Here is a 23,921-nt window from a genome sequence, read left to right as displayed (position 1 = left end):
GGAAAGTAAAAGCGACATATCGAAGGCTGCCGCCGCAACGGGAGGGATAGTCACTTTCCCATTTCTCGATCCCATGCGAGACGGGATCGCTACGCGTTGGGGTGTCATTCCGCCCCCAACCGGACCCAGCCACCAGCGGCGCATTTTTCAACAGCCCCGGTCGTTTTTCTGATTACTTTGTAGCGTGCCACAAGCCTGATGGACGCCTTTCCCGGAACGGCCTCCTCACAGGTCATTTTGGTTGCGGCAACTCGTCGGCAAGTTTTGGGGCTGCCGCTATATACTCATGCGTGGGCGGGCCTTAATAGCGCGCCGCTTCCTCGCCTATCGAGAAAGCGGCGCCAGTCTCCGCCTGTTTAATCTTTCAACGACGGCTCAATTTGGAGCGTCAGCAGTAGCAGGTAACACCGACCGTCACGTTGTTCGGTGCCCAAGCCGTCAGCGGGGTGAAATACATGTTAGTGACAGGGCCGGGCGTCGGATTTCCCCCGTCACGTCCGTGAACCTGTCCGAGCGCAATCGACCCGGTGAAGACCGGGCCACCACTATCGCCTTCAAGGCTCTGCCGCGGATAGGTCGAGTTACTGTTCATTCTATAGAAGGCACCGTAACTATCCGTATAGGTGTATGGGTCGGTGTAACCGCATGTCTGACCTGTCGATCGGCCATACTTGCAAATATACTGCCCTTGCGCGACACCTTGCGCTCCAGTGACGGTAACGACCCCAGCACCGTTATAGAACTTCGGAACAACCAGATAGTTGTTTCCGCCGGAGAATGTGTGCCACTGGCTATCCACGCCGTTTGACACCCATTCTTGGCGAAATGCGAGTGAAACCCCGGTGGTTTCATCCCTGCCATTATTCTCGCAGTGGCCTGCGGTCGTCACGCCATAGAGCGAGCCGTTGGTTTGTTTGACGTTAAAGCCTCGCGTACATTCATTGATGTCGCCGTTAGAGAACGTGCCGCGATAGTTCTGGCCGCCCGGAACCTCCGTTGCCGTGAGAGCAATGCCGTCGAATTGCTCTATCTGCGTTCCAGGCGCCGCACGAAATCGTCCGCCAACAATCGCCGCGAGGGCGGAAGTGGGATCTTTCACCAATAATTTGATTTGCCCCGTTCGCGCATTGGTGGCGATCGTAGCGTTTGAGCCGAGCGATGAGAGATATCCCCGCGCCTGCGCCCCTATCTCAGACTCTCATACTGGTGCAGTGCGAACATCGAGAACGCTGGCGAGTTCACCTTTGCCGGCGAACTGACGTGCGGCGTTACCGATCGCTTCGAGGTCCGCAGCTACACCATAGATAGCAACACGGAAGTCGGATCCCGTAGTCGCTTCGGCCCCAGCGAAGCCTTTGGGAAAACGTGCCGAGAGCGCGGGCGCCAGACGCCCCAACTCTCCCATGATCCGCAAACGTCGCGACGCCTCTGCAACAGTAAGGCCCTCCGTCTTCGAGAGCTGTTTGGCAGTCGCATCGTCAGGATCGTTGAACGGTTCGTCAAACGTTGCAAGTCGAATGGTTTTCGTGTTCGATACGGCATGCGCTGCCGAAATCGCGACCGAGGCGAGGACGCAGGCTGCGCCAAGCCGAAAAGCACGCTTCTTCATCACCCTTCTCCTTCAACATAGCTACTGGTTACGTACGGACCTCCACATGCTTGGAGCTGCTGATATGCCTCTGGATCGCCTTGCAGGAACTCGATCGACCCATCACCGCCGCGGATCGTAACCTGCATTCCACTTTTGAAGAGGCGGCCATCGGGTGCCTTCACTGCCTTCGCGGTGCTGTCCCACACATGACCATGAGGCCAGATCAGCGTCCGCTTTGATCCAGAAACCATAAGGTAGGTACAGTTGCCGCGGTACGACAGCCGGCCATTTAAATGTTCCGGGATCACGATATCGGTAGGTGGAGATGCCGCTACGTACGGCGCTACAGCTGAGCATGCAGAAAGTTGAATGCAGCCGGTAAATACAAACAATCCCTTGAGAGCCACGGATCGTATGATAAAGCGAAACGGCATCTCTTATCGCTCCACCTGAGCGATATCACGCGAGACGACTCTGCTAAACGATACCCTCACCGGGTCGTTTGAAATAATGCTGTATGTTGGACTTTTGTCTGGCGTCAAGCCGCTTGCGCGCAAAGCTTTGTTGACTGGTTCGCCAGCGATCCGATTTAACACTTGCGGCAAGTTTGAGCTGCTAAGGCCCGAAAGCTCACCCTTGATTTCGCATCCGGCTGATCGACAATCTACGGAAATTTGCGTGGGAGCGCCAGCCGAGGCAAATACTTCTCTGATCTTGCCTTCGGTACCCGGTGCCCATGCGAGATCGCGGCTTTGGCTGTGAAGGGAACGCCGGACCCGTTCCGGATCGCCTGAAATATCGAATGCGCTACTCTTCTCCTCTGTGGTATCGGCCACGCGTGAGGAGATAGCGCTGGGGGTCAGGGAAGGCAATGCAGAGGAGCCGGTGACCACCTGGACCTCGCCGCGCTTATCGCTATAGGATCCAGATTGACGAAGAACCAGGGAACTGACAACGCCAAGCGCCGCCAAGGCAATAGCCAAAACGCCTAGTAGCCGAGGTGACTTGCGCCTTTCCATCACCGCAGGCTCCGATTAGCTTTGATATTAATTCCAGGCTTTAACATGCGATGTGTACAGCACGTTTGCTTCAAATTGATGTCACAGCAGTTGAAGATCGCTGAAAAAGGCCTTGGTGGAGGTTGACCCGATTTGGTTTACACCAAGCTCGCCGAGCTCCGAAAGCTGCTGCATGGTGGCCTCGACCCGGTGCGGACCCGTGAACTCACCGACGAGATGAGGGCGGCAGGGTTGCCGCTGTGATGGCGCCAAACCGGCATCCTGCGTCAGCGTATCAGCATTGTGCGTCCGTCTCACCGATCGTGCGCTGCGTCTCACGCAATGTGCGTCGAGCAACGCCATCCGTCTCAACTAATCTGCGCCGAAAACTCCCCTCTATTGCGCGTTTGGTCGAGCATCATTGCAGGCCGCTATAGATAGCGTTCTGCCAGCGTGCCTCCGAGGGAAAGGGCGTCATCCCATAGCCGGCTGGCATTGCCGGAAGAGACGGCAGGAGTATCGGTATAGCTGAAATGGTCGCGAATGGGCACGCGTCGGAGTTCACGCAGAACGTCTTCCCGGTCGCATCCGGCGAAGCAGGTCACTAGAATTCCGCGATTGCCCTGGCGGATCGACAGGCTTGGGGTGCTGTCGGAATGCGCCGGGCAAAGGCACATGGCGGTTCTGCCGTGCCATGTGCCGCCAAGTGCGCCAACAAGATCGATGAGTTGCTGCGAAGGTCGTTCGGCTGTGAGGGCCATGATCGGCTCCTTTCACAACCTCGGCCCCCCTCCCCTTCTCCACGAACACCGTTTTAGAGGTTATCGGAGAAGCAAGACGGAACAGATCGCGCGATGGGTCGTGCGAGACGCGACTCTTTTCATGTCTCGAAAGCAGTTGTTGGAGCGAATAGTCCCGGCTCGAGCCGAATCGCCGTGGACTGAGAGGTTCCATCTCTGACGCTGTGCCCGCCAATCATCTTTGAGATGATTCGCGTTGCTGTGAATGCCCGTTGTCTGAGCTTCAAAGTCGGACAAGACTTGAGGATAAGTCCTCAAGCGGCGCGTGCTGGCGAGTGACTCATCTTGATTTTCGTCCGGGTTTATAGGCGAAATGATACACACGCGGATGGTCCGGGACTCGGGGGCAATAAGAGGGCTTGTCCCTGCGCACGCCGGGTCAGGTCACCCTATTTGACTAACCACCCTGCATTTGGCATATCTGTCCGGGATTAGGGGCCATTATGCGGTGCTTTTCACGAACCGTGGCCGGTTTGGGTTCAAAAAGGGGACATGCCCATGCTGTCGGGTCAGATTCTCGATGCGATGATTACCTCGTGCGAGAATGCCAAGACCGTGCTGCGACAGGCGGCCATTGATCCATCCGATCGCAAAACGCTGAACATTTCAATGGGGGCGACAGTCGCCGCTGAATTGCTCGGCCGAACGCCGGAAGCGCTTTCCAAGGCTGAGGCGCGCGGACGCTTGCCCGCCCCCAAGACGGCCACCAACGGACGCCGATTCTACACGGTCGAAGATTTGATCGCCATTCGCGAGAAGCTCGGCATCAAGATGGGTAAATTGCCCTCCGAGCGCGCGGTCGTCATCGCCGTGCAGAACTTCAAGGGCGGCGTCAGCAAATCGACGACGGGCAAGCATCTTGCAGATTACCTTGCGCTGCGGGGATATCGCGTTCTTGTTGTCGATTGCGATCCCCAGGCGTCGATGAGTGTTATGTTCGACGTCAATCTAGAGGCATTGGTGGACGAGACGCACACGCTCTCGAACTTCCTCTCCCCCAGAATCGACGAAGCCGATTCGCTGCGAAAGACGATCCAAAAGACCTCGTGGCCGAATATCGATATCTGCCCCGCCAACCTGGGCCTCCAGGACACCGAGTGGGAACTGACAGCAACCATCGAGGAGGGCCCTACCGCCATTGCCGGCGCGTTCCGCATGCTGAGAATTGGCCTGGAAGAGGTCCGGCACGACTATGACGTCGTTATCCTCGATCCTCCCCCTGCCATGGGCTTTTTGGGCGTGAACACGTTGACGGCCGCGGACGGCTTGCTGATCCCCGTGCCGGCTCGGCAACTCGATTATCTTTCGACAATCCACTTCATGCAGACCTGTCGCGAAGCGATGGACCTCGTCTCGAAGTTCGACACTTCGATCGACTACGGGTTCATTCGCGTCGTCTGTACCATGTTCCAGCCCAACAGGACCAACGAGGCTCAAATGCTTCAGGTCATGGAGAAGACCTACGCTGGCCAGATGCTGTCGACGCCGATACTCCTGTCGGAAGAGATCAAGAATGCCGGGTTGTCGATGTCGTCGATCTACGAAATCAACAAACCATATGGGTCGCACCAGACGTACACGCGGTGCCGTGACAACCTCAACATGGTGTTTCGCGAGATCGAAAAGGATATTTGCAAGCAGTGGCCGTCGCGTATGGCGCAGGTCGGCACCGACAGACTGACGGAGGCGGCATGAGCAGCGCAGGGGGCCGGCGTCGCAGCCTACTGGCGAATGCCATCGAAAGCATCGGCACGACCCCTGCCCCCACGCCCGTGGCCGAAGTCGCGGATGCCGAGGCGCTGGTCGATCGCGATAAGCCGGTCGACGAACCTTCGACGCCCTCATTCCTGGAGCGGCGTGGTATTGCGTTCGATGAAATCGCCCGCACGGTCAAACGTCCGACTATCCGTCTGAAGCCCTCGGAATGCTCCATCTGGCCGGGCAATGCTCGCGATCATGCGGCGCTGAGCCACGAACGCTGTGCCTCGCTCATTGATTCCATCCGCGAGGAGGGGACGAACCGCGAGCCGGTTGTGGTGCGGCGGACGCCGAACGCCGAGACCCCCTACGAGTTGATCGTCGGCACCCGCCGGCATTTCTCGGTTTCCTGGCTGAATGCCAACAACCATAGCGAAATCGAGCTCGTAGCGCGTATCGAGACGCTCGATGACGAGGCCGCTTTCCGGCTCGCCGATTTGGAAAATCGAGAGCGCGAGGACGTCACCGATTTGGAGCGTGCGCGCAATTACAGGCACGCTGTCGACGCATATTACAACGGGGTTCGCACGCAGATGGCCGATCGCTTGGCCATCGCCAAGCAGAACCTCCACAACCTCCTCCAGCTCGCGGAGTTGCCGGACGAGGTCGTGGCAGCGTTCGCCGAGCCCGGAGACCTCAAGGTCCGACACGGCATGCGGCTCTCGCCCCTGCTGAAGAACGAACAGCACCGCGACGCGATCATCGCCGCAGCTATAGCCCTCGGTGCCGAGCAACAGGCGCTGAAGGACGCTGGAAGCGACAAGATTGAGGGTATCAAGGTCTGTGAGCGCCTGGCCGCAGCCGCAGTGGCTCCCGCGGCGTCGAAGAAGCCTGTACCCCGTGCCAAGCCGGCCCTCACCGCCGCCTCGGGTCGCGAGATCGGACAGGTTCTTGCTGATACACGGGCCAAGGGAATTACGATCAACATCAACCCCAAGGGCACAGCGTCGGTCGACGAGATCCTCGAAGCGCTCCGCCCTGCCCTTGAGAGTGCGAAGTTCAGTCGAAATTGAGTAAAATCTAGTTTAACGCTTTATTTTCAATTAGTTGGCTCCCGGTAAAATGCGTTTTACCGATGCCACGGGACACGAGATGCAACAGGATCACCGCGAAGACGGTCAAGTAGACCTCTTTCTCCCTCAGCTGACTGCGCTTCCTCTTCGGGATCAGCGCGAAACGATGGAGCGGCCCTTTTTCTCGCTGTCGAAGCGCAAGCGACTCAAGCCGATCGACTATGTCAGTCCGGATCGTAAGATCACCGTCCATGTCTCCGCTAATTCGGAATATGGTCTGGCGACTATCTACGACCTCGACATACTGATTTACTGCGCGTCAGTTTTGATCGAGCACAAGCGGCGAGGTGCCAACGACATCCCGCAGACGCTCCACGTCGTCCCATACGACATGCTGAAGACTCTGAAGCGCGAGGTTGGTGGACGCGCTTACGATCTTCTGGGCAATGCCCTCGACAGGCTCCAATCGACCACGGTGAAGACGAACATCCGCTCAGGAGATGCCGTCGAGACCACCTTCTCCTGGATCGACAGTCACAGCCAGCTTAAGGATCGGTCCGGAAACGTGCGGGGAATGAGAATTACCCTCGCGAAATGGTTCTACGACGGGGTGTTGATGGACGGCGGCGTGCTCGCCATCGATCCGGCTTATTTCTCGCTCACAGGCGGGCGCGAACGCTGGCTCTATCGGGTCGCGCGCAAACATGCGGGTGGGGCCGGAAGCGACGGTTTCGCCATCTCGATGCCAACGCTCTTCGAGAAATCCGGCGCGGAAGGCGATTATCGGCGCTTCAAGTTCGAGATGACCAAGATCGCTCGGGAGAACGATCTGCCAGGCTACTCCCTGGACATCGAACAGCGTGACGATGCCGAACCGCTGCTGCGCATGACCAGGCGCGATCGCGAGCCGTCCGAGGAGGGCAAGCCCTCCCCTGCCCTCGCCCAAGCCTCGCCTGCGGCCGTCAAGGAAAAGGCGCCCGAGGAACCGGCTATCTCCTTCCCCTCGAGCGGGCATATCTCGCATTCGGCATTCGGTGCGATCGCCCGCGCCAACCTGCCCAGCCCCCAACGCGACCACGGTCTCGTTGGAGACGATTTCCGGAACTTCCTCCGGCAGCGCGAGATAGCGTTCGACGCGAAGAACATCACACAGATATTCGCGACCTTTTGCGCGAAGCAGCGTCCGGTCAACTGATCGACGCCGTAGGCGCAATCCGCCAAAACGGTCTTTCAGGAACAGGGTCGAGAATGGCTCGCGCGCGCACGTCAACTTATCCGTGTGGACCGTTCCCGAAGTAACGAGCCGGGCCCCGGACCCGTCTGTATGGCGCCCCATCAAATGTGCGTGGGCTGCGAAGATCCAACCACGCGCGATCCTTTGCCAGCCTTCTTCTCGGATGAGCTTTGCCGGGCACAGCTGCGCCAGCGGGAGGATCGCCCGTTCCACCTCTCCAGGCAGCCGTCACGGTACTTAGAGAACGGCGCTTATAGGGTGGGATTTGTGATCAGATTGCCCGGATCTGATAGCTGAATCACTGACCGGCTGACGCCGGTAGGATCAAGCGGTGGGGCTGAAGCCGTCCTTGTGGGTATGTCGGTCGAGGTAACGCATGATGATGTCATCGGTGATGTTGCCGGATGTGGTCGAGAAGTAGCCGCGCTGCCAGAAGCGTTGGCCCCAATATCGTTTGCGGATGTGCTCGAATTCCTGTTGGATCTTGCGGGATGAGCGCCCCTTGGCCCGGCGCACGAAGTCGCTGACCGAGACGTGCGGCGGGATTTCGACGAACATGTGTACGTGGTCCTTCGACAGCGCGCCGTTGATGATCTTCACGCCCATCTCGGCACAGACCTGACGGATGATCTCGCGCACCCGTAGCCGAACATCGCCGATCAGCACCTTGTACCGATACTTCGGCGCCCAAACGAGATGGTAGCGATGATGGAATGTGGTGTGACAACCGGACCGATACGCCATAGCCTGTAACCTCGGGAAAAGCGGAAGCTTCACGCCTTCGGCGGCTTCCGCTTTTCCCGAGGTTACAGGCTAGCACGCGAGTCTGTGGCTGAAGCCAGTATCCGACTGAAGTCGGAGGGGTTCCTCCTTGCTAGAGGACTCTAAAGGTCAAACTGTCGACGCTCCAAAGAGGCTGGGGAGGGGAGGGGGAGTCATCCTCGCTGCTTCGATGCCGTTCCTGAAATACCGTGAATGCTTCGACTGCAAACGCCTCCGGGAGCGCTAGACATCCACAATCGGCGCCCATCGCCTGGCCAAGCCCCGTTCTCAATGTACCGTCGAGATCACTGGCCGGCTCCCGAGAAACCTCGAAACTTCGCGGCCCAGGCAGCCGAGCGGGATGCGCTCAAGGCAACAAAACGTCGAGATCATCGCCGTTTTAGGTCAGTTCCGCAGGGTCCCGTTCCTAAAAGACCGTCAATGATTCGCCCAAGGACTCGGGAGGGCCGCGGAAATGCCGCTCGACTCCTCCGAACACAGGGCGGCCTCGCCTGACGCCTATAGTTCGACAACGAGCGCTGCCGGGTGTAACATGCCTGAAAGGCACGGAAAACAGCCACTTTGCGGACGAGTAAAACGCGTTTTACTCCCTTGGAGACGTCCTGTGGCCCGCGCCGTGCCCACGGTATTTCAGGAACGGGGCACGGTACATGAGGAACCGAATCACGGTTCAATGGGAACGCCCCGCAGGGTATTTCAGGAACGGCCAAACGGTATAATGGGAACGGCGCTGAACTCCCGACTCGCGCTGAATCGGCGAGTCGCGAAAGATCCATCCACAGCTTAACTTTTTATCCTATTCTCTAAAGAGATTAACCCGCCTGCGGCGCTCCCTTCTTTTGAAGAATTGATTGGGAAGAAGGGGAAGGGACGATCGCCGCGCACTAAGCACGTCGTCCACCCAAAAAGCTCCGTCGCGTGCGTCGCCTCACACACCCGACCGCAGATCGACGTCGATTATCGCGGCGCCTAGACTCCTTGCAAGCCAGCCATCGCGGAGCACCTCACTACGCTCAGGTCGCCGAGGGCACCGTGACAGGAGCCATTTTCCAAGACCCGAACGAAGTCCGACCTGCACTGAGCGCCGCCAGCAGCCCGCACAGCGTGTTTCCGCTCTCGGCTATCCCCACGGCAAGCAAAGCGCCCAGAAGGCCGCTGTGGGGCCTTCCTGCCAAGCCTGATCACGAGAAGCATGCCGTTGTGGGTCAGAGAACCCGTGGACTGGACATTGCAGCTACCGCCTTCAACTATCGATAGACGATAGCCGCCGACTGCAGAGCTCGTGTTTCACCACTGGGACAAGGGGAACGAGACCGCGCTCGCCGGCAAATCAGTTCTTGCTGCATCCAGCGCTATGAATTGCGAACAGGGGAGGGGAGGCAGCTACCCCTTTGGTGAAAGGTTTGCCGGCGCACCTCGGTAGAGAGGCCCCGGCCAGCCGACGACATTCCAATCGTTCGACAGAAGGATGCTCCGGTTGATAGACCGGTTCATCAGACCGGGCGGCAAGCGAAAGATCCTCCTACGGACTGTCGTTCACAAACTCTCGGCGCGATGCTGGAGAAGCTTGTCGATGTTCTCCATCTCGCGATCGAAGGCATCGAAGACCTCCGACAGCTCGCGGCTCGCTGGCGGGGGAGGGACCACGTTGCGCGGCCGTCCACGCTTGGGCGCTGCAAAGCCAAACTCGATGGCAAGGTCCGTGCTCAGGAACACGCGCCAGGTCCGCCGCTGGGTGATCTCCACGAGCAAGCCGCAGTCGACGGCACGGCCCAGCAGTTTGCTCGCGCCGGCAACGCTCATGCTGAGCAGCTCCGCCAGCGACTGAGGCGAGAGCAGTGGCCGGTGATGGAGGAGGGCCGCGAGCCCCGGGAGGTGGCCAGGTCGATATTCCGCGACGATCGCATGCTGGGCCGCGCGATGGAGCTTTTCCAGCTCGTGCAACCGTGCGAGGTTTGCGGTGGCGCTTGCCTCAAGGCTGCGCATGGCCGCATACCAGTCCTCGTCTCCGACAGTTCGCTTCAGCCTAAACGCCTTCACGCCGCCCACGAGGCAGGGCAGGGGAGTGGTCACCATCCCCTTGTCGCGCAGAGCGAAGGGCAGCGAGAGCCAGGGCAGGGCGGTGCTGTCGAGACGCGCATGCTGGCGGACCCGATCGAGCGCGCGGATCAGCGGCGAATGGTCCGCGGCTATCTCGATCTCGCCGATCGCGGTCGGGAGCGCGTCGCGCCAGGCGAGGGGGTCGGGATCGCGCAGCGCCGCTTCCCAGGCGGGAAAGCGATCGAACAGGTCGAGGTTGGTCGACCGCAGCGGCCGGCCGGGGATTTGCAGCCCGCAGCCCCAGGAAAATACGTCAATTTCGTCGATCTCGGCCGATTGCAGTTGCAGGGCCCGGGTGTAGCCACTCCAGGCGGCGCGGCGTGCCCAGGCCGATGCCACCGAACTAACGCAAAACCGGGCATCGAGACGCGTAATGGCGGCCGTGCAGGAGGCGATCGCGGAGACCATCTTCGCGCTGTAGGCGGGGCCGTAGCGGCTGTTCGAGAGAGGCGCGTCCACGCCGTCTTTTAACCCAGAGCTGCTCTCAGTCAAATTGGCTCGTATGCGTAGTCGTGATAATGGGAGATTATCACGACCCTATTATTATGAGAAGGACCGGGCTATGTCTCGCCGTCATGGCGAAAACGGCCCTCACCCGCAGGCAAAGCACGCCGCCCGCCGGCGCCGACGACGTCGTGGGCGAGGTCCGCGCGCTGGCTATCGACAAGGCGGCGGTCGATCCGCAGGTCATCGCGGCCGCGGCGCGGGCCTGGTCGCCGAACACGATCCGCGCGTTCCTTTCCGACATGAAGCTCTGGGATGCTTGGTGCCGGCGCACCCGAGTGCGGGCAGGGGAGGCGACCGCCGAGACCGTCGCGGCCTATGTCCGCGCGCTGTCGGGTCAGGATCATGATGAGGCGACGCGGGCGACGCCGCAGAGGGCGGCCGCGACGATCGCGCGCTATCTCGTCAATATCGGCTGGGCCTATCGCATGGCGGGGCTGGACGATCCGACCGCAGCCCCGCTCGTGCAGCTCGAGCACAAGGCGGCGCGCAAGCTTCTCGGCACCCGCCAGACGCAGGCGCGGGGTATCCGCTACAAGGGCGATGTCAGCGATCTCGACGCGCCGGCGAGCGGCGTGAGCCTCGCGGTCCTCCTCAAGGCCACGCGCCGCGATCTCCTGGGCGCGCGCGATCGCGCGCTACTGCAGGTCAACTATGATACCGGCTGCCGGCGCTCCGAACTCGCGGCGATGCGTATCGAGCATATCGACGGGCCCGACGTCGACGGGGCAGGGGTGGTCGAGATCGGCCGCAGCAAGACCGATCAGGAAGGGCAGGGGGCTCTCGCCTATCTCTCGCCCGCGACCATGCGCGCGATCGCTGAATGGTGCGACAAGGCCGGGATTGCGCGCGGGGCCCTGTTCCGGCGCGTCGAAACCTGGTTCGATGGCTCGATCCGCGGTGTGGGAGAGGAGGCGCTCAACCCCGGCACGATCACGCTCATCTACAAGCGGTTGATCCGCCAGGCATTCGACAAGAAACTGCTGGGGGCGATGAGCGAGGCCGAGCTCGAGCGCTGGGTCGCGGCCGTGTCGAGCCATTCGATCCGGGTTGGCGTGGCGCAAGACAATTTTGCGGCAGGAGAGAGCCTGCCCGCCATCATGCAGGCCTATCGCTGGCGCGATCCCAAGACGGTCATGCGCTATGGCGCGAAGCTGGCGGCCAAGAGCGGAGCGAGTGCGCGTCTCGCGAAGCGTTTCGGCGGTGAATGACAGGTTTTAGCTGTCCGCGTTTGGACAGTCGCAAACCGATGACCTGGCGCGGTTGGGCAGTGAGCGACACCGACATGCCTCAACGACCGAAGAAGCGAGCTCGCCGTCGGGCCGGCCCTAGCGCGCACCGATGGGGGCGAAGCCGCCGACCGGCGGGAACGCCTGTGCGCACTGCGACGTTCTTCTCGTCAGCGCGAGCATGCGTGACTGAACCTCTCCGGCTCGAAACCAAATCCCAAAGTGGAGGGCGGCATGGCCCGCATGTCGAGCGATTTCTTCGTCCAGCGCCTCAAGGATTGGGGCGTGAGCCGAATCTACGGCTATTCTGGCGATGGCATCAATGGCGTGCTGGGGGCGCTCCAGCGCGCCGAGAAGGAAGGCTCGGGCATCGAGTTCATCCAGGTCCGCCACGAGGAGATGGCGGCCTTCATGGCGACGGCGCATGCGAAATTCACCGGCGAGCTCGGCGTCTGCCTGTCGACCGGCGGTCCGGGCGCGACCCACCTGATCACCGGGCTCTATGACGCCAAGCTCGACCATGTCCCGGTCCTCGCGATCGCGGGCCAGGCCGAGAGCACCGTGCGCGGTGCAAGCTATCAGCAGGAGCTCAATCTCGACCGACTGTTTGCCGACGTCGCCGCCTATGTGCAGGAGGCGAGCGCGCCGGCGCAGGTCCGCCATGTGACCGATCGCGCGATCCGGATCGCGGTCGCGGGCAACGCGGTCTCAACCATCGTGCTGCCCAAGGACATACAGGATACGAAATATGAGGAGCCGGGCCAGGCGCACGGCTTCACCCGCTCGGGCACCGGCTATGCACATCCGATCGTCGTCCCGCAGCCCGCCGATCTCGCGCGCGCGGCGGAGGTACTGAATGCAGGCGCCAAGGTCGCTATCCTGATTGGGGCGGGAGCCCGCGGCGCGTCGGCCGTGGTGACCGAGGTCGCCGACCTGCTTGGCGCCGGCGTCGCCAAAGCGTTGCTCGGCAAGGATGTCCTGCCTGACGATCTGCCGTTCGTGACCGGGGCGATCGGCTTGCTCGGGACCAAGCCATCGTCCGACCTCATGCGCGAGTGCGACACGCTTCTGCTGATCGGCACGGGCTTTCCCTGGGCCGAGTTCCTGCCGAAAGACGGGCAGGCGAGGGCCGTGCAGGTCGACATCGACGCATCGATGCTGGGGCTGCGCTACCCCGTCGAGGTCAACCTGCATGGAGATGCGGCCGAAACGCTGAAAGCGCTGATCCCGCTGCTCCAGCGCAAGGATGATCGCAGTTGGCGCGAAGGCATCGAGAAGGCGACTGCGCAGTGGTGGCAGACGCTCGAGGAACGCGCCATGGCGGAAGCAAAGCCCGTCAATCCCCAGCGCGTGGTCTGGGAAATGTCGCCGCGTCTGCCCGCCGACGCGATCGTCACCTCGGATTCGGGCTCATGCGCCAACTGGTACGCGCGCGACTATCGCGTGAAGGTCGGGCAGCGTGCCTCTCTCTCGGGCGGTTTAGCCTCTATGGGCGCTGCGGTTCCCTATGCGATCGCGGCCAAGTTTGCTTATCCTGATCGGCCCGTCGTGGCGCTGGTCGGCGACGGCGCAATGCAGATGAACAATCTGGCCGAACTCATCACCGTCCAGAAATATTGGAAGCAGTGGCGCGATCCGCGCTTCATCGTCTGCGTCTTCAACAACGGCGATCTCAACGAGGTCACGTGGGAACAGCGGGTGATGGAAGGCAATCCGCGTTTCCCGACGACGCAGGATATTCCGGACGTCCCCTACGCGCGCTTCGCGGAATTGCTGGGGCTTGGCGGCATCTACGTCGATGATCCATCCGCGCTTGGGCCGGCGTGGGAAGTTGCGCTCTCCGCCGATCGCCCGACGCTCATCGAGGTGAAGACCGATCCCGAGGTCGTGCCGTTTCCACCGCAACTGACGCTCGAGCAGGCCAAGGGTCTGATGAGTTCGATGGTGATGGGAGACAAGGGCCTGGGCACGATGATCGCCGACACGGCGCGCCAGCTCCTGGTAACTAATGCGCGATTCAGCGGTTAATGGACCGTCAGCATCTTGCTGCTAGGTGGTCGGCATGCCCCAAGCGACACTTCAGGCCTGGCTTTCACTCTATGCCGCGGTCGGCGTCATGGTGGCGCTGTGCGCTGTCCTCGCGATGATAAAGACCGCCTACGATTATCGTCTGGGAACTAGGAAACTCCCAACTGCGACCGTCCTCGATAAGGTACTCGTTGCACCCCGGTTGTGGATACGTTGGCAGATCAACTATCTGCTCGGCGCGCCGGCGATCCTCGGAATTGCGATCTATTACGCGCACCACCTCGGGTTCGATACTCTTGTAGATGTGTAAGCGAGTAACTGGACCCCCCTGCCCCGGAATTCCTGTCGACCCACTGCCAAACCGGCGGTCTGAATCGATGCTGTCCTGAACGATCCGGTGCTCCACCCTCGAGTGATCGCTGCGACATAGTCCATCGTCTCGCGAAACGGCGGAATACGGCGCATCGATCGAACGCGTCCTGGACCTGCATTGTACGCGGCCAAGGCTAGATCGACCCGCTTGAACTCATCCAGATGCGCGCGGAGGTATCTGGCCCCTCCCCTCAGGTTCGACAACGGATCTCTCGAATTGAAAACCCCAAGTCCACGCGCTGTACCGGGCATCAATTGGGTAAGGCCAACGGCGCCCTTCGGTGATACGATCAATGGGTCATAGCGGCTTTCCTGGGCCACCAGTGCATCGAAAAGCCCGACTGGCACACCAGCTTCGCACGCCACGGCCTGGATCAAGGGGTAATATTGAGCCCGCCGAGCTTCGAGCCAGCCTGGAAAATCGCCGCGTGGACGGTAGGGTGTGATTGAGCAAGCCTGTGGGGTGTAGAGATAACTTGCCATATCGGACATCGCTGCCCGGCCAGCTCCCCCCGAAACCTGGCCAGTCTGCATCCAAAGGGGCACCGATATATGCGACGTGCTTATTGCCTCCTCTTGGGGTTCCATTACGGGGCTGCCGAATGATCTGAAGTCATTGCCTAAAACGGCTTCCATGCTTGGTACTGGCGGCGTTCCGTCTGTTGGCATACCCCGCATTCTCGGGCCCACATCGATGACGGCTTCAACTGCCTGCCCATCAAATGTCATTACCTCGGCCTGCTTAGCTGCCGATGTTTGCGCCCATAGCAGTGCCATAACACTACCCACTACGCATAAGCTCGAGTTCGATCGCGTGTTCATCGATCATTGAACATCATGTTTCGATCAACCGCACAACGTGGAAAAAAATTCCACTATCTCCCAGTGCTTGATCCAGACTAGGTCAGGCAAACCCCCGTGGGTAGCAGCTAGCTCACAGATATCTGCTGGTTGGGTATCAGCTAGCTATCACATAGGTAGCGGTTGCCAAACTGCTAGAGAGCGGCTAGCTATCCAGTCGTTCGAACTATCACAGGATCGGTCATGGCTGCTGTCGTAGCATTCGTCTCACAAAAAGGCGGTGTAGGAAAAAGCACCTTGGCAAGAGCCCTTGCTCGCGAGGCGGCGGCAGGCGAACTGCGGGTTAAAATCGCCGATCTCGATACTCAACAGGGCACTTCGGTCGATTGGCACCGAGCACGCCTTGGCATCTCCATCGAGCCGATTGTGTCGGTTGAGGCATTCAAAACCGCGTCTCAGGCCCTGGCCGCTGCAGACGGCTTCGATCTGCTTATCATCGACGGCCCCGCTCGGACCAGCAAAGCTACACTTGAAATTGCACGGTCATCGTCACTCGTGGTTCAACCCACCGGCGCATCCTTGGACGATCTCAGGCCTGCCGTCCGCGAATACCATGCCCTTGTTAAGGAGGGTATCCCGACTGGACGGCTCGTTTTTGCGCTCAACCGCATTGGAACTTCGGCTGAAGAAAATGACGCGCGGGCGTATTTGACCGAAGCGGGGTATAATGTCCTCGACGGTTCGATCGTGGAACGACCAGCATACCGGCAAGCGCAGAACCAAGGCCTGTCAATTACCGAAACCAAATTCTCCGGCCTTAACCAGCGTGCTGATACTCTGATCCAATCCCTAATCGACAAAGTAGCGGGGTGAATGATGGCCGATATCTCGAAGCTAAAGAAGGCTACTCGTTTGGGTTCACCCCCACCAATCAGTGAGGCGAGCCAGAATTTGGATGCACCCGAAGTAGCCCCCGCCCCTCCGGCTGCACCGCTGATAACCGCAACCCGCATTGATGCCCGCAGTTCGCGCAAGACTAACCGCACTCAACAATTTGCGACTAGGGTCACACCCGAATGGGACAATCGAATCCGCGAAATAGCTCAACGTGAGGGTCTGCTTCTTACAGAAGTGCTCGAGAAGGCACTCGACGCTTATGAGAAACTGCTAGCTCAAAGGTAGCCAGCCGCTAGATACCAGCCATCTCAACGCTAGATAGCGGAGGTCTAACTGCTAACACGGGGATCTTCCGCTAGCTGCTAGCCAGCAGCTACTGAGTCACCTAGGAAGAGAGAGAAGGGGGTCAGAGGCAGCGAGAAAGGATCGGTCATGCCCCTCGTTGCGCTAAAACCCACCCAGACCATCGTGGACATCGTCGGCGCCCTCGGCGGCACCTGGCACGGCTACAACGCCATGTGCCGTTGCCCGGCCCACGCCGACAGCGATCCCAGCCTCTCGATCCGGCAGGGCCATGACGGCATCCTCGTTCACTGCTTCGCCGGCTGCACCGCCGAGGACGTGCTCCGCGAGATCGCGCGCATCAGACCCGGACGCACCTACGACCCACCCGCTGAACAGCGCACCGGCAGACCCGCCAACATCGAACGGCTGTGGAACGAGGGGTTGCCGATCGCCGGAACGCCCGCGGAAGCCTATCTCCGCTTTCGCGGCATCACCGGCGCCTTCGACGACCTGAGCTACCACCCGCGCTGTCCGTGGGGACCGAAACCGCATACCCGGTTCCTCCCGGCGCTGCTGATCGCGGCGCGGGAGGGGCGCACGCTGCGCTCGATTCAGCGCATCTTCCTCGACCTCGCGCATGGCGGCTATCTCGACAAGGCGACGCTCGGCACGCCGGGAGGTGCGACCTGGCAGGGCATGCGCGTCACCGACACATTGGCGCTTGGTGAGGGGTTCGAGACCTCGGCCGCCTTCACCCAGATCCACGGCATCCCGTGCTGGGCGACGCTCGGCGCGGCGCGGCTCGACCGTGTCCACATCCCCGATAGCGTCACCACGCTGATCTTCGCCGAGGACAATGACTTCGAGGGCCGACGCGCACGACGCAAGGCGTGGGCCGCCTATCGGCCGCGCGGGCTGACGCTGAAGCGGATACCGCCACCCTCACGTTATGGCGACTGGGCCGACGTCGTGAAACCCGGAGCCTGAGAGGGAAGGGGGGTCGGGGTCGTGAGCTGCACGAGCAGCCACAGACCCGGAGACCCCCATGACCGACCTGTTCGACCCTGCGCCCGCGCGCGCCGACCATGCCACCGCTGCCGCCCGCCTGCTGCTCCCCGCGATCGCCGGCGACGCGAAGATCACCCGAGCGATGCTCAACGACGCGATGATCCGCGCCTATGGCGGCACCGACGCCGATGGTCACTGGACCCAGCGCGAGAGCTTCGAGGTGCTGGAGCATGCGACCGCGCTGGCGGTATGCGCAGCAGGCACCACGCCGGCGGTCGACGCCGCGATCGGGCTTATGGCGCGCCTTCCTACCCAGACCGTGCGCAGCGAGGAGCAGATCGACTGGCAGCAATTCTCGACCCCGCTCGATCTCGCCACGATCACGGTCATGCTCGCGAACGCACGCGCGGATGACATCGTACTCGAACCGAGCGCCGGCAACGGTCTCCTGGTAGCGGGCCTCCCGCCGATCGCGGCGCTCCAGCTCAACGAGATCGATCCCGCGCGCCGCGAGCGGCTGTCGGCCACCTTCCCGAAAGCCAGCGTTACCGGCCACGACGGCGCGCAGATCGCCAGCGTCATGGCATCCGCGGAGCGCCCCAGCCTCATCCTGATGAACCCGCCCTTCTCGCGCTCGCTCGGCCGCGGTGCCGACGCGCTCGCTGCGGTCCGCCACCTGCAGGCGGCGATCAAGCGTGTGCGGCCTGGCGGGCGCGTCGTCGCGATCATGCCCGACTGGTTCTTCAACTCCGCGCGCATGGGCACGATCTGGTCGACGACGCTGGCGAGCGTCGCGCTGCGCACCTCGATCCGGCTGACCCATGCCTATGGCAAGCACGGCACCGGAGTCGCGGTGCGACTCTATGTCATCGACAAGACGGTGGGTGATACCACGACGGTCACGCTCCAGCGCGGCGCCGTAAGCGACCTGGTCGAGGCGCTGGTCATCCCGCCCCGGCAGGATCTGATCCCGGAGGCCGCCACTCCGGCGCCGGTCAAGCGGGGCGGGGGGCTGTCCCTCCTGCGCAGCGTGAGATCGAAGCCCGCTGCCACCCCGCGCATCTTCCGCGCTCTCGCCAGGAACGAGGTTCTCCCGGTCGGCTACCAGGTACTCGAGACGCCGGCGCCACTCGCCGAGCAGTCCGGCGTCTATCTGCCCTATCGGCCGAGCCGTATCGTGTTCGACGCTGCCGGCGAGCATCCGACCGCGCTGGTGGAATCGATCGCGATGGGCTCGATCCCCGCGCCGATCCCCGTCCATGTTCCGTCGCTGCCCGAACGCACCGTCACCGAACGCCTCCTGTCCTCCTCGCAGCTCGAGACCGTCGTTTACGCCGGCCATGCCTGGACCCAGTATATCCCGGGCCTGAGCAAGCCAGACAAGGAGGGCGTGGGGCTGGTGCTCTCCGACGACGGACGCGCGTACCGCAAGGGCTATTTCCTGGGCGACGGCACCGGGGCAGGGAAGGGGCGGCAGGTCGCGGCCGTCATCCTCGACAACTGGCTGGCGGGTCGTCGCAAGAACATCTGGATCAGCAAGAACGAGGCGCTCCATGCCGACGCGATCCGCGACTGGACCGCGCTCGGCGGTCTCGCGGCCGATGTGCAGCCGCTCTCGCGCTGGAAGATCGACGAGCCCGTCACGATGGACGAGGGCGTCCTGTTCGTGACCTATCCGACGCTGCGCTCCAACCGCGGCGACGCCACCCGGCTCGATCAAATCATCGCCTGGGCCGGTGCCGACTTCGACGGCGTCATCGCGTTCGACGAGGCGCATGAGATGGGCGGCGTCGCGGGTGGCGAAGGGTCGATGGGCACCAAGAAGGGCTCGCAGCAGGGCATCGCCGGCGTTCTCCTGCAGAACCACCTGCCCGACGCCCGCGTGCTCTACGCCTCGGCGACCGGCGCGTCGGAGGTGAACAACCTCGCCTATGCCGTGCGGCTCGGCCTGTGGGGGCCGGAGACCGCCTTCGCCAACCGCGAGGCGTTCATCACCCAGATCCGGCAGGGCGGGATCGCGGCGATGGAACTGGTCGCGCGCGATCTCAAGGCGACCGGCCTCTACACCGCGCGCGCGCTGAGCTTCGCCGGGGTCGAATATGACATCCTCCGCCACGAGCTGACGCCTGAACAGATCGCGGTGTACGACACCTATGCCGATGCCTGGGCGATCATCCATCGCGGCCTTGAAAAGGCGCTCGAACTCACCGGCGTCGTCGACGGCAACGAGGGCAAGACGCTCGACTCGGGCGCGAAGGCCGCGGCGCGCTCGCGGTTCGAAAGCTGCAAGCAGCGGTTCTTCGGGGCGCTCCTCCTGTCAGCGAAGCTCCCGACCGTCATCGCGGCGATCGAACAGCATCTGGCGGCCGATCAGTCGGTCGTGCTGCAGCTGGTCAGCACCGCCGAGGCGATCCTCGACCGCCGCCTGGGCGAACTGTCGCCCGACGAGCGCGCCGACCTCGACATCGATCTCTCCCCGCGCGAGGCCGTGATCGACTATCTGACGCGGGCATTCCCGGTCCAGCAGATGACCTTCTTCCGCGATGACACCGGCGAGGTGCGCTCGCGACCGCTGTTCGACGAGAGCGGCCACCCGGTCACCAACCCCGAAGCCGAAGCCGAGCGCGACAATCTGGTCGAGCAGCTTTGCGCGCTGCCGCCGATCGCGGCCGTGCTCGATGCCATCATCACCCGGTTCGGCACCGAGATGGTCGCCGAGGTGACGGGGCGCACCAAGCGCCTCATCACGGTGAGCGGGGGAGGGCAGAAGCTCGAATCGCGCTCGGCCCGCGCCACGCAGGCCGATTCCGCCGCCTTCATGGAAGGCACCAAGCGCATCCTGGTCTTCTCCGACGCCGGCGGGACCGGGCGGTCTTATCATGCCAGCCTCGATGCGAAGAACCAGCAGCAACGCGCGCATCTGCTCCTGGAGCCGGGCTGGAGGGCCGATCGCGCGATCCAGGGCCTGGGACGTACCCACCGCACGCATCAGGCCTGCTCGCCCCTGTTCCGGCCCGTCACGACCGACTGCAAGGGCGAACTCAGGTTCACCTCGACCATCGCGCGGCGTCTAGACAGCCTCGGCGCTCTGACGCGCGGCCAGCGCCAGACCGGGGGGCAGAATCTGTTCGACCCGGCCGATAATCTCGAAAGCGACTACGCCAAGGCGGCGCTCATCAGCTGGTATCACCTGCTCGTCGCGGGGAAGCTGACCAGCACCAACCTCACCGATTTCCAGCATCGCACCGGCCTGGAACTGCTCGATACCGACGGCGTGTTGAAGGAGGATCTCCCGCCCATCCAGCGCTGGCTCAACCGGTTGCTGGCGCTGCCGATCGGGCTCCAGAACTGCATCTTTGACGAATTCCTGGCGCTGGTCGAGGCACGGGTCGCGGCCGCGCGCGAGGCGGGGACACTCGATGTCGGCGTCGAGACGATGACGGTCGAGACCGCGACCGTGCTCGACGATACGATCCTGCGCACCGACCCGGTCAGCAAGGCGACCTCGCACCTGCTGACGATCGAGGTGACCCGGCGCCGCAACCCCATGTCGCTCGAGCGCGTGCTGCGCATCGCCGATACCGACCAGACCGCCGTGTTCGTGCGCAACGGCAAGTCGGGCAAGGTCGCGCTGCGCACCAACGCGCGCTCCTGGCTGACCGAGGACGGGGTGGCGGTGTCGCGCATCGAACTGATGCGTCCGACCCGGCACGAATATCTCGCACTCGACGATCTCTACGAGACGGCCTGGGAGGAATGCAGCCGCGCACGGTTCGAGGCGGAATGGTCGGCCGAGGTCGACGAGATCCGCGGCAAGCTCGACGTCGAGACGATCCGGCTCGCGACCGGCCTTCTGCTGCCGATCTGGTCGGCGCTGCCGAGCGACCATCTCGTGGTCAACCGCGTGGTCGATGCCGAGGGTCGCTCCTGGCTCGGGCGCATGGTGTTCCCGGGCGACGTGCCGGCGCTGTTCTCGAAGATGGGCCTCGACAGCAACGACGTGCTCAGCCCGGCCGAGGTCGCGCGCGCCGCGATGGAGGGCGGGACGGTCACGATCCGGCGACCGTTCGTGTGCGAGGTGAAGCGCGTACGCGTCAACGCCAAGCCGCGCATCGAGATCAGCGGCGCACCGGCCGACCAGCTCGCGTGGCTCAAGTCGATCGGCTGCTTCACAGAGATCATCGCCTACAAGACGCGCGTCTTCATCCCCGTCGAGACGGCCGATGCGGTTCTCGCAAAGCTGATGGCCTGACCGGCACGATAACAGCCAGCTAGCAGCAAGGTAGCCGCTTGTCGGCGAGCCCCAGTCGCCCTCCCGCCCAAGCGGGAAACGAGAGGGGAGAAGGAGCGGGGAGGGTGTCCGGGTCGGGGGAAACACCCGTGCACCGGACACTTTCCCGCTCATGGAGACGATAGATGACCCAGACCGTCAAACTCGCGAAGCTGAAGCGTTCCGAGAAGAACGTGCGCACCACCCCGCCCAAGAATATCGAGGCGATGGCCGCCAGCATCCGCGCTCGCGGCATCATGCAGAACCTGCTGGTGACCGCCGCCCGCCCGAAGGGCATGTTCGAGATAATCGCCGGCGATCGCCGCTATCTCGGTGCGATGATGCTGGCCGAAGCCGGCGAGATCGTTGCCGCCGACTATGACGTGCCGGTCAAGATCATCACCGGCGACGAGGCGGACCTGCGCGAGGTGTCGCTGACCGAGAATTTCCAGCGCGAGCAGATGACCGTCGCCGAGGAATGCGTCGCGTTCCAGCACTTCCTCAAGACCGACGGTGACGTCGACGCGGTCGCCAAACGGTTTGGCCAGACCCGCCGCTTCATCGAGGGACGGCTGCGCCTCGCCGATCTTGCCGAACCGATCTTCGAAGCCCTGGCCGCGGGCAAGATCTCCTACGAGATGGCCAAGGCCTACGGCTCGACGGCCGACAAGGCCAAGCAGGAGCGCGTGTTCGAGCAGTATGGTCACTCGTCCTACGTCAACGCCGACCAGATCCGTCGCGCGATCGCCAACGACACGATGAAGGCGACGGATCCGATCGCGATCCTGGTCGGTGCCGATGCCTATGTCGCCGCGGGCGGCCGCATCGAGCGCGAACTGTTCAGCGAGGACGGTGACCGCTGGACCGACCCGGAACTCGCGCAGACGCTCGCTGCCTCGCTGATGGAGGCCGAGGCCAAGCGGCTCGGCGAGGAACTGGGCGTCGCATGGGTGCGCCCCGTCGCCACGACCAGCCTCTACGGCATCACGTCCGACCTCCACCGCGTGACGCTGCCGGCAGCGCCGCTGACGGACGAGGAACAGACGCGCTGCGACAAGATCGAGGAGCGCGTGCAGGTCATCGAGAGCGATATGGAGGACGAGGGTATCGATGACGACACCTATGCCGCGCTCGATGCGGAATCGGATCGGCTGCGCGAGGAATATCAGGCGATCCACGACAAGGCGCCCGAGCTGACCGACGAGGTCAAGGGCCAGGTCGGCGTCTTCCTGACGCTCGGCCGCGACGGCAAGATGACGCTCGACACGACCTATTACAGCGAAACGCCGATCCGCCTGCCCGGGGACGATCGGCCGCTGCCGTCGTCGCCGTCGTCGCGTCGCACCGCCGACCTGCCGCCCGAGGCGGTCGCTCCTGGCGGCAAGCCGCTCAGCGCGCGGCTCCATGACGAACTGGCGGTCCAGCGCCGCGACATCCTCGCCGCCTCGATCCTCGGCGATCCGGGGCTCGCGCTCGACTATATGCTGTTCTGCCTCGCCGACCCCAGCCACGGCTACGGCCGCTACGGGACGACGGTTCGGGCAGGGCGTCCGCAGGACCCGCAGATGCCCAAGGATCAGCCCGCCACGCAGGCGCAGGTCGCGATCGCCGAAGCCCGCGAGGGTCTCGACACGTCGTGGACGGAAGGGTCGAACCCGGTCGAGCGGTTCGAGGCGTTCCGCGCGCTCAGCGACGACGCCAAGGCGGCCTGGCTCGCGGTCGTGGTGGCGACCTCGCTCGAGGCCAAGCCCGATTACAGCTCGGTCACCACCAACCCGCTCCATGCGCGGCTCGCCTCGATCCTCGAGATCGAACCCGCCAAATGGTGGCGCCCTACCTCGGCGAACTTCTTCGACCGCGTGTCGAAGGGTACGCTGCTGGCGCTGCTCACCAACGTCGGGGGCGCGCCGCTCGCGGCCCGCTACATGGCCTCGAAGAAGGGCGAGATCTCGACCAGCTGCGAGAAGCTGTTCGCCGGCGAAGCGATCACCGAGGCGGAGACCAAGGACGCGGCGCTGGCCTGGGTGCCCGACGCGATGCGGTTCGATCTCGTGTCGGTCGCCGGTGCCGACGAGGCAATCGACGACGAGCCCGGCGATGAGGGCTTCGACGACGACGACTACGGCGACACCGATGATCTCGGTGCCGACGATGCCGGGATCGACAGCGACGAGGCGCTGATCGCGGCCGAATAGCCCCCCGATACCCCCGGCCCGTTCGTCTCCCGGGCACACCTTGGCGGCTGTCCCT

The 23,921-nt window shown here is 62.8% G+C and carries 18 protein-coding genes and 1 pseudogene; 11 read left to right on the top strand and 8 right to left on the bottom strand.

Going from position 1 to position 23,921, the window contains the following annotated elements; all coding sequences use genetic code 11:
* Positions 1-388 precede the first annotated feature (388 nt).
* The 5 genes and pseudogenes from BV95_RS23420 to BV95_RS03510 form a co-directional block, all read right to left on the bottom strand.
* Entirely contained in the window at positions 389-1,102 is a 714-nt protein-coding gene (locus tag BV95_RS23420) for a S1 family peptidase (protein ID WP_125962617.1), read from the bottom strand.
* A gap of 96 nt (positions 1,103-1,198) precedes the next feature.
* Complete coding sequence (locus BV95_RS03515; protein ID WP_037447418.1) at positions 1,199-1,609, bottom strand: hypothetical protein; 411 nt, start codon at positions 1,607-1,609, stop codon at positions 1,199-1,201.
* Positions 1,609-2,025 (bottom strand): hypothetical protein, encoded by a 417-nt coding sequence (locus BV95_RS23415; RefSeq protein ID WP_125962616.1) that lies wholly within the window; start codon positions 2,023-2,025, stop codon positions 1,609-1,611. The genes BV95_RS03515 and BV95_RS23415 overlap by 1 nt, the downstream gene beginning before the upstream one ends.
* A gap of 3 nt (positions 2,026-2,028) precedes the next feature.
* A complete protein-coding gene (locus BV95_RS23410) occupies positions 2,029-2,562 on the bottom strand; it encodes a hypothetical protein (RefSeq protein ID WP_162179727.1) in 534 nt (177 codons plus the stop codon).
* A 461-nt stretch (positions 2,563-3,023) separates the two neighbouring features.
* Positions 3,024-3,350, bottom strand: a pseudogene (locus BV95_RS03510) (DUF7146 domain-containing protein); the annotation flags it as partial.
* A gap of 537 nt (positions 3,351-3,887) precedes the next feature.
* Here BV95_RS03510 and BV95_RS03505 point away from each other — a divergent pair.
* The 3 genes from BV95_RS03505 to BV95_RS03495 all read left to right on the top strand — a co-directional run bounded on the left by BV95_RS03505 (position 3,888) and on the right by BV95_RS03495 (position 7,355).
* Positions 3,888-5,084: an AAA family ATPase gene (locus BV95_RS03505; protein WP_037447415.1), complete on the top strand. Its 1,197-nt coding sequence runs from the start codon at positions 3,888-3,890 to the stop codon at positions 5,082-5,084.
* Entirely contained in the window at positions 5,081-6,160 is a 1,080-nt protein-coding gene (locus tag BV95_RS03500) for a ParB/RepB/Spo0J family partition protein (protein ID WP_037447413.1), read from the top strand. The genes BV95_RS03505 and BV95_RS03500 overlap by 4 nt, the downstream gene beginning before the upstream one ends.
* A 79-nt stretch (positions 6,161-6,239) precedes the next feature.
* Positions 6,240-7,355, top strand: a complete 1,116-nt coding sequence (locus BV95_RS03495; RefSeq protein WP_029623214.1) for a replication initiator protein A — start codon at positions 6,240-6,242, stop codon at positions 7,353-7,355.
* A 363-nt stretch (positions 7,356-7,718) separates the two neighbouring features.
* On the opposite strand, the gene tnpA is transcribed toward BV95_RS03495, so the two are convergent.
* Both tnpA and BV95_RS03485 read right to left on the bottom strand, forming a co-directional pair.
* Entirely contained in the window at positions 7,719-8,138 is a 420-nt protein-coding gene (gene tnpA / locus BV95_RS03490; protein ID WP_010408862.1) for an IS200/IS605 family transposase, read from the bottom strand.
* 1,575 nt (positions 8,139-9,713) lie between these two features.
* Positions 9,714-10,736: a hypothetical protein gene (locus tag BV95_RS03485; RefSeq protein ID WP_205499236.1), complete on the bottom strand. Its 1,023-nt coding sequence runs from the start codon at positions 10,734-10,736 to the stop codon at positions 9,714-9,716.
* Between the two features lie 116 nt (positions 10,737-10,852).
* On the opposite strand from BV95_RS03485, the gene BV95_RS03480 reads away from it, so the two are divergent.
* The 3 genes from BV95_RS03480 (at position 10,853) to BV95_RS03470 (ending at position 14,348) form a co-directional block, all read left to right on the top strand.
* Positions 10,853-11,992, top strand: a complete 1,140-nt coding sequence (locus BV95_RS03480) for a tyrosine-type recombinase/integrase (RefSeq protein ID WP_010408866.1) — start codon at positions 10,853-10,855, stop codon at positions 11,990-11,992.
* Positions 11,993-12,244: 252 nt separating this feature from the next.
* Complete coding sequence (locus BV95_RS03475; protein ID WP_037447408.1) at positions 12,245-14,038, top strand: thiamine pyrophosphate-requiring protein; 1,794 nt, start codon at positions 12,245-12,247, stop codon at positions 14,036-14,038.
* 34 nt (positions 14,039-14,072) lie between these two features.
* Positions 14,073-14,348 carry a hypothetical protein gene (locus BV95_RS03470; protein ID WP_037447406.1) on the top strand — a complete coding sequence of 92 codons (276 nt, stop codon included), beginning with the start codon at positions 14,073-14,075 and terminating at the stop codon, positions 14,346-14,348.
* Here the strand turns inward: BV95_RS03470 and BV95_RS24230 are convergent.
* Positions 14,306-14,893, bottom strand: a complete 588-nt coding sequence (locus tag BV95_RS24230) for a lytic transglycosylase domain-containing protein (RefSeq protein WP_081873266.1) — start codon at positions 14,891-14,893, stop codon at positions 14,306-14,308. The genes BV95_RS03470 and BV95_RS24230 overlap by 43 nt on opposite strands.
* A gap of 561 nt (positions 14,894-15,454) precedes the next feature.
* On the opposite strand from BV95_RS24230, the gene BV95_RS03465 reads away from it, so the two are divergent.
* From BV95_RS03465 to BV95_RS03450, 5 genes are all read left to right on the top strand, one after another.
* Complete coding sequence (locus BV95_RS03465; protein WP_029623217.1) at positions 15,455-16,084, top strand: ParA family protein; 630 nt, start codon at positions 15,455-15,457, stop codon at positions 16,082-16,084.
* Complete coding sequence (locus tag BV95_RS22945; protein ID WP_231472243.1) at positions 16,085-16,393, top strand: hypothetical protein; 309 nt, start codon at positions 16,085-16,087, stop codon at positions 16,391-16,393.
* A 147-nt stretch (positions 16,394-16,540) separates the two neighbouring features.
* Entirely contained in the window at positions 16,541-17,380 is an 840-nt protein-coding gene (locus tag BV95_RS03460; protein WP_037447391.1) for a DUF7146 domain-containing protein, read from the top strand.
* A 58-nt stretch (positions 17,381-17,438) separates the two neighbouring features.
* Entirely contained in the window at positions 17,439-21,653 is a 4,215-nt protein-coding gene (locus BV95_RS03455) for a strawberry notch family protein (RefSeq protein ID WP_037447389.1), read from the top strand.
* Between the two features lie 164 nt (positions 21,654-21,817).
* On the top strand, positions 21,818-23,866 hold the full coding sequence (locus tag BV95_RS03450) for a ParB/RepB/Spo0J family partition protein (protein ID WP_037447387.1): 2,049 nt from the start codon (positions 21,818-21,820) through the stop codon (positions 23,864-23,866).
* Positions 23,867-23,921: the final 55 nt, after the last annotated feature.

Origin of the sequence: Sphingobium chlorophenolicum, from assembly GCF_000722875.1 — a bacterium.
Lineage (GTDB): Bacteria > Pseudomonadota > Alphaproteobacteria > Sphingomonadales > Sphingomonadaceae > Sphingobium > Sphingobium chlorophenolicum.
The sequence above is the reverse complement of the archived record's forward strand: the minus strand, read 5'-3'. Positions and strand labels throughout refer to the sequence as shown.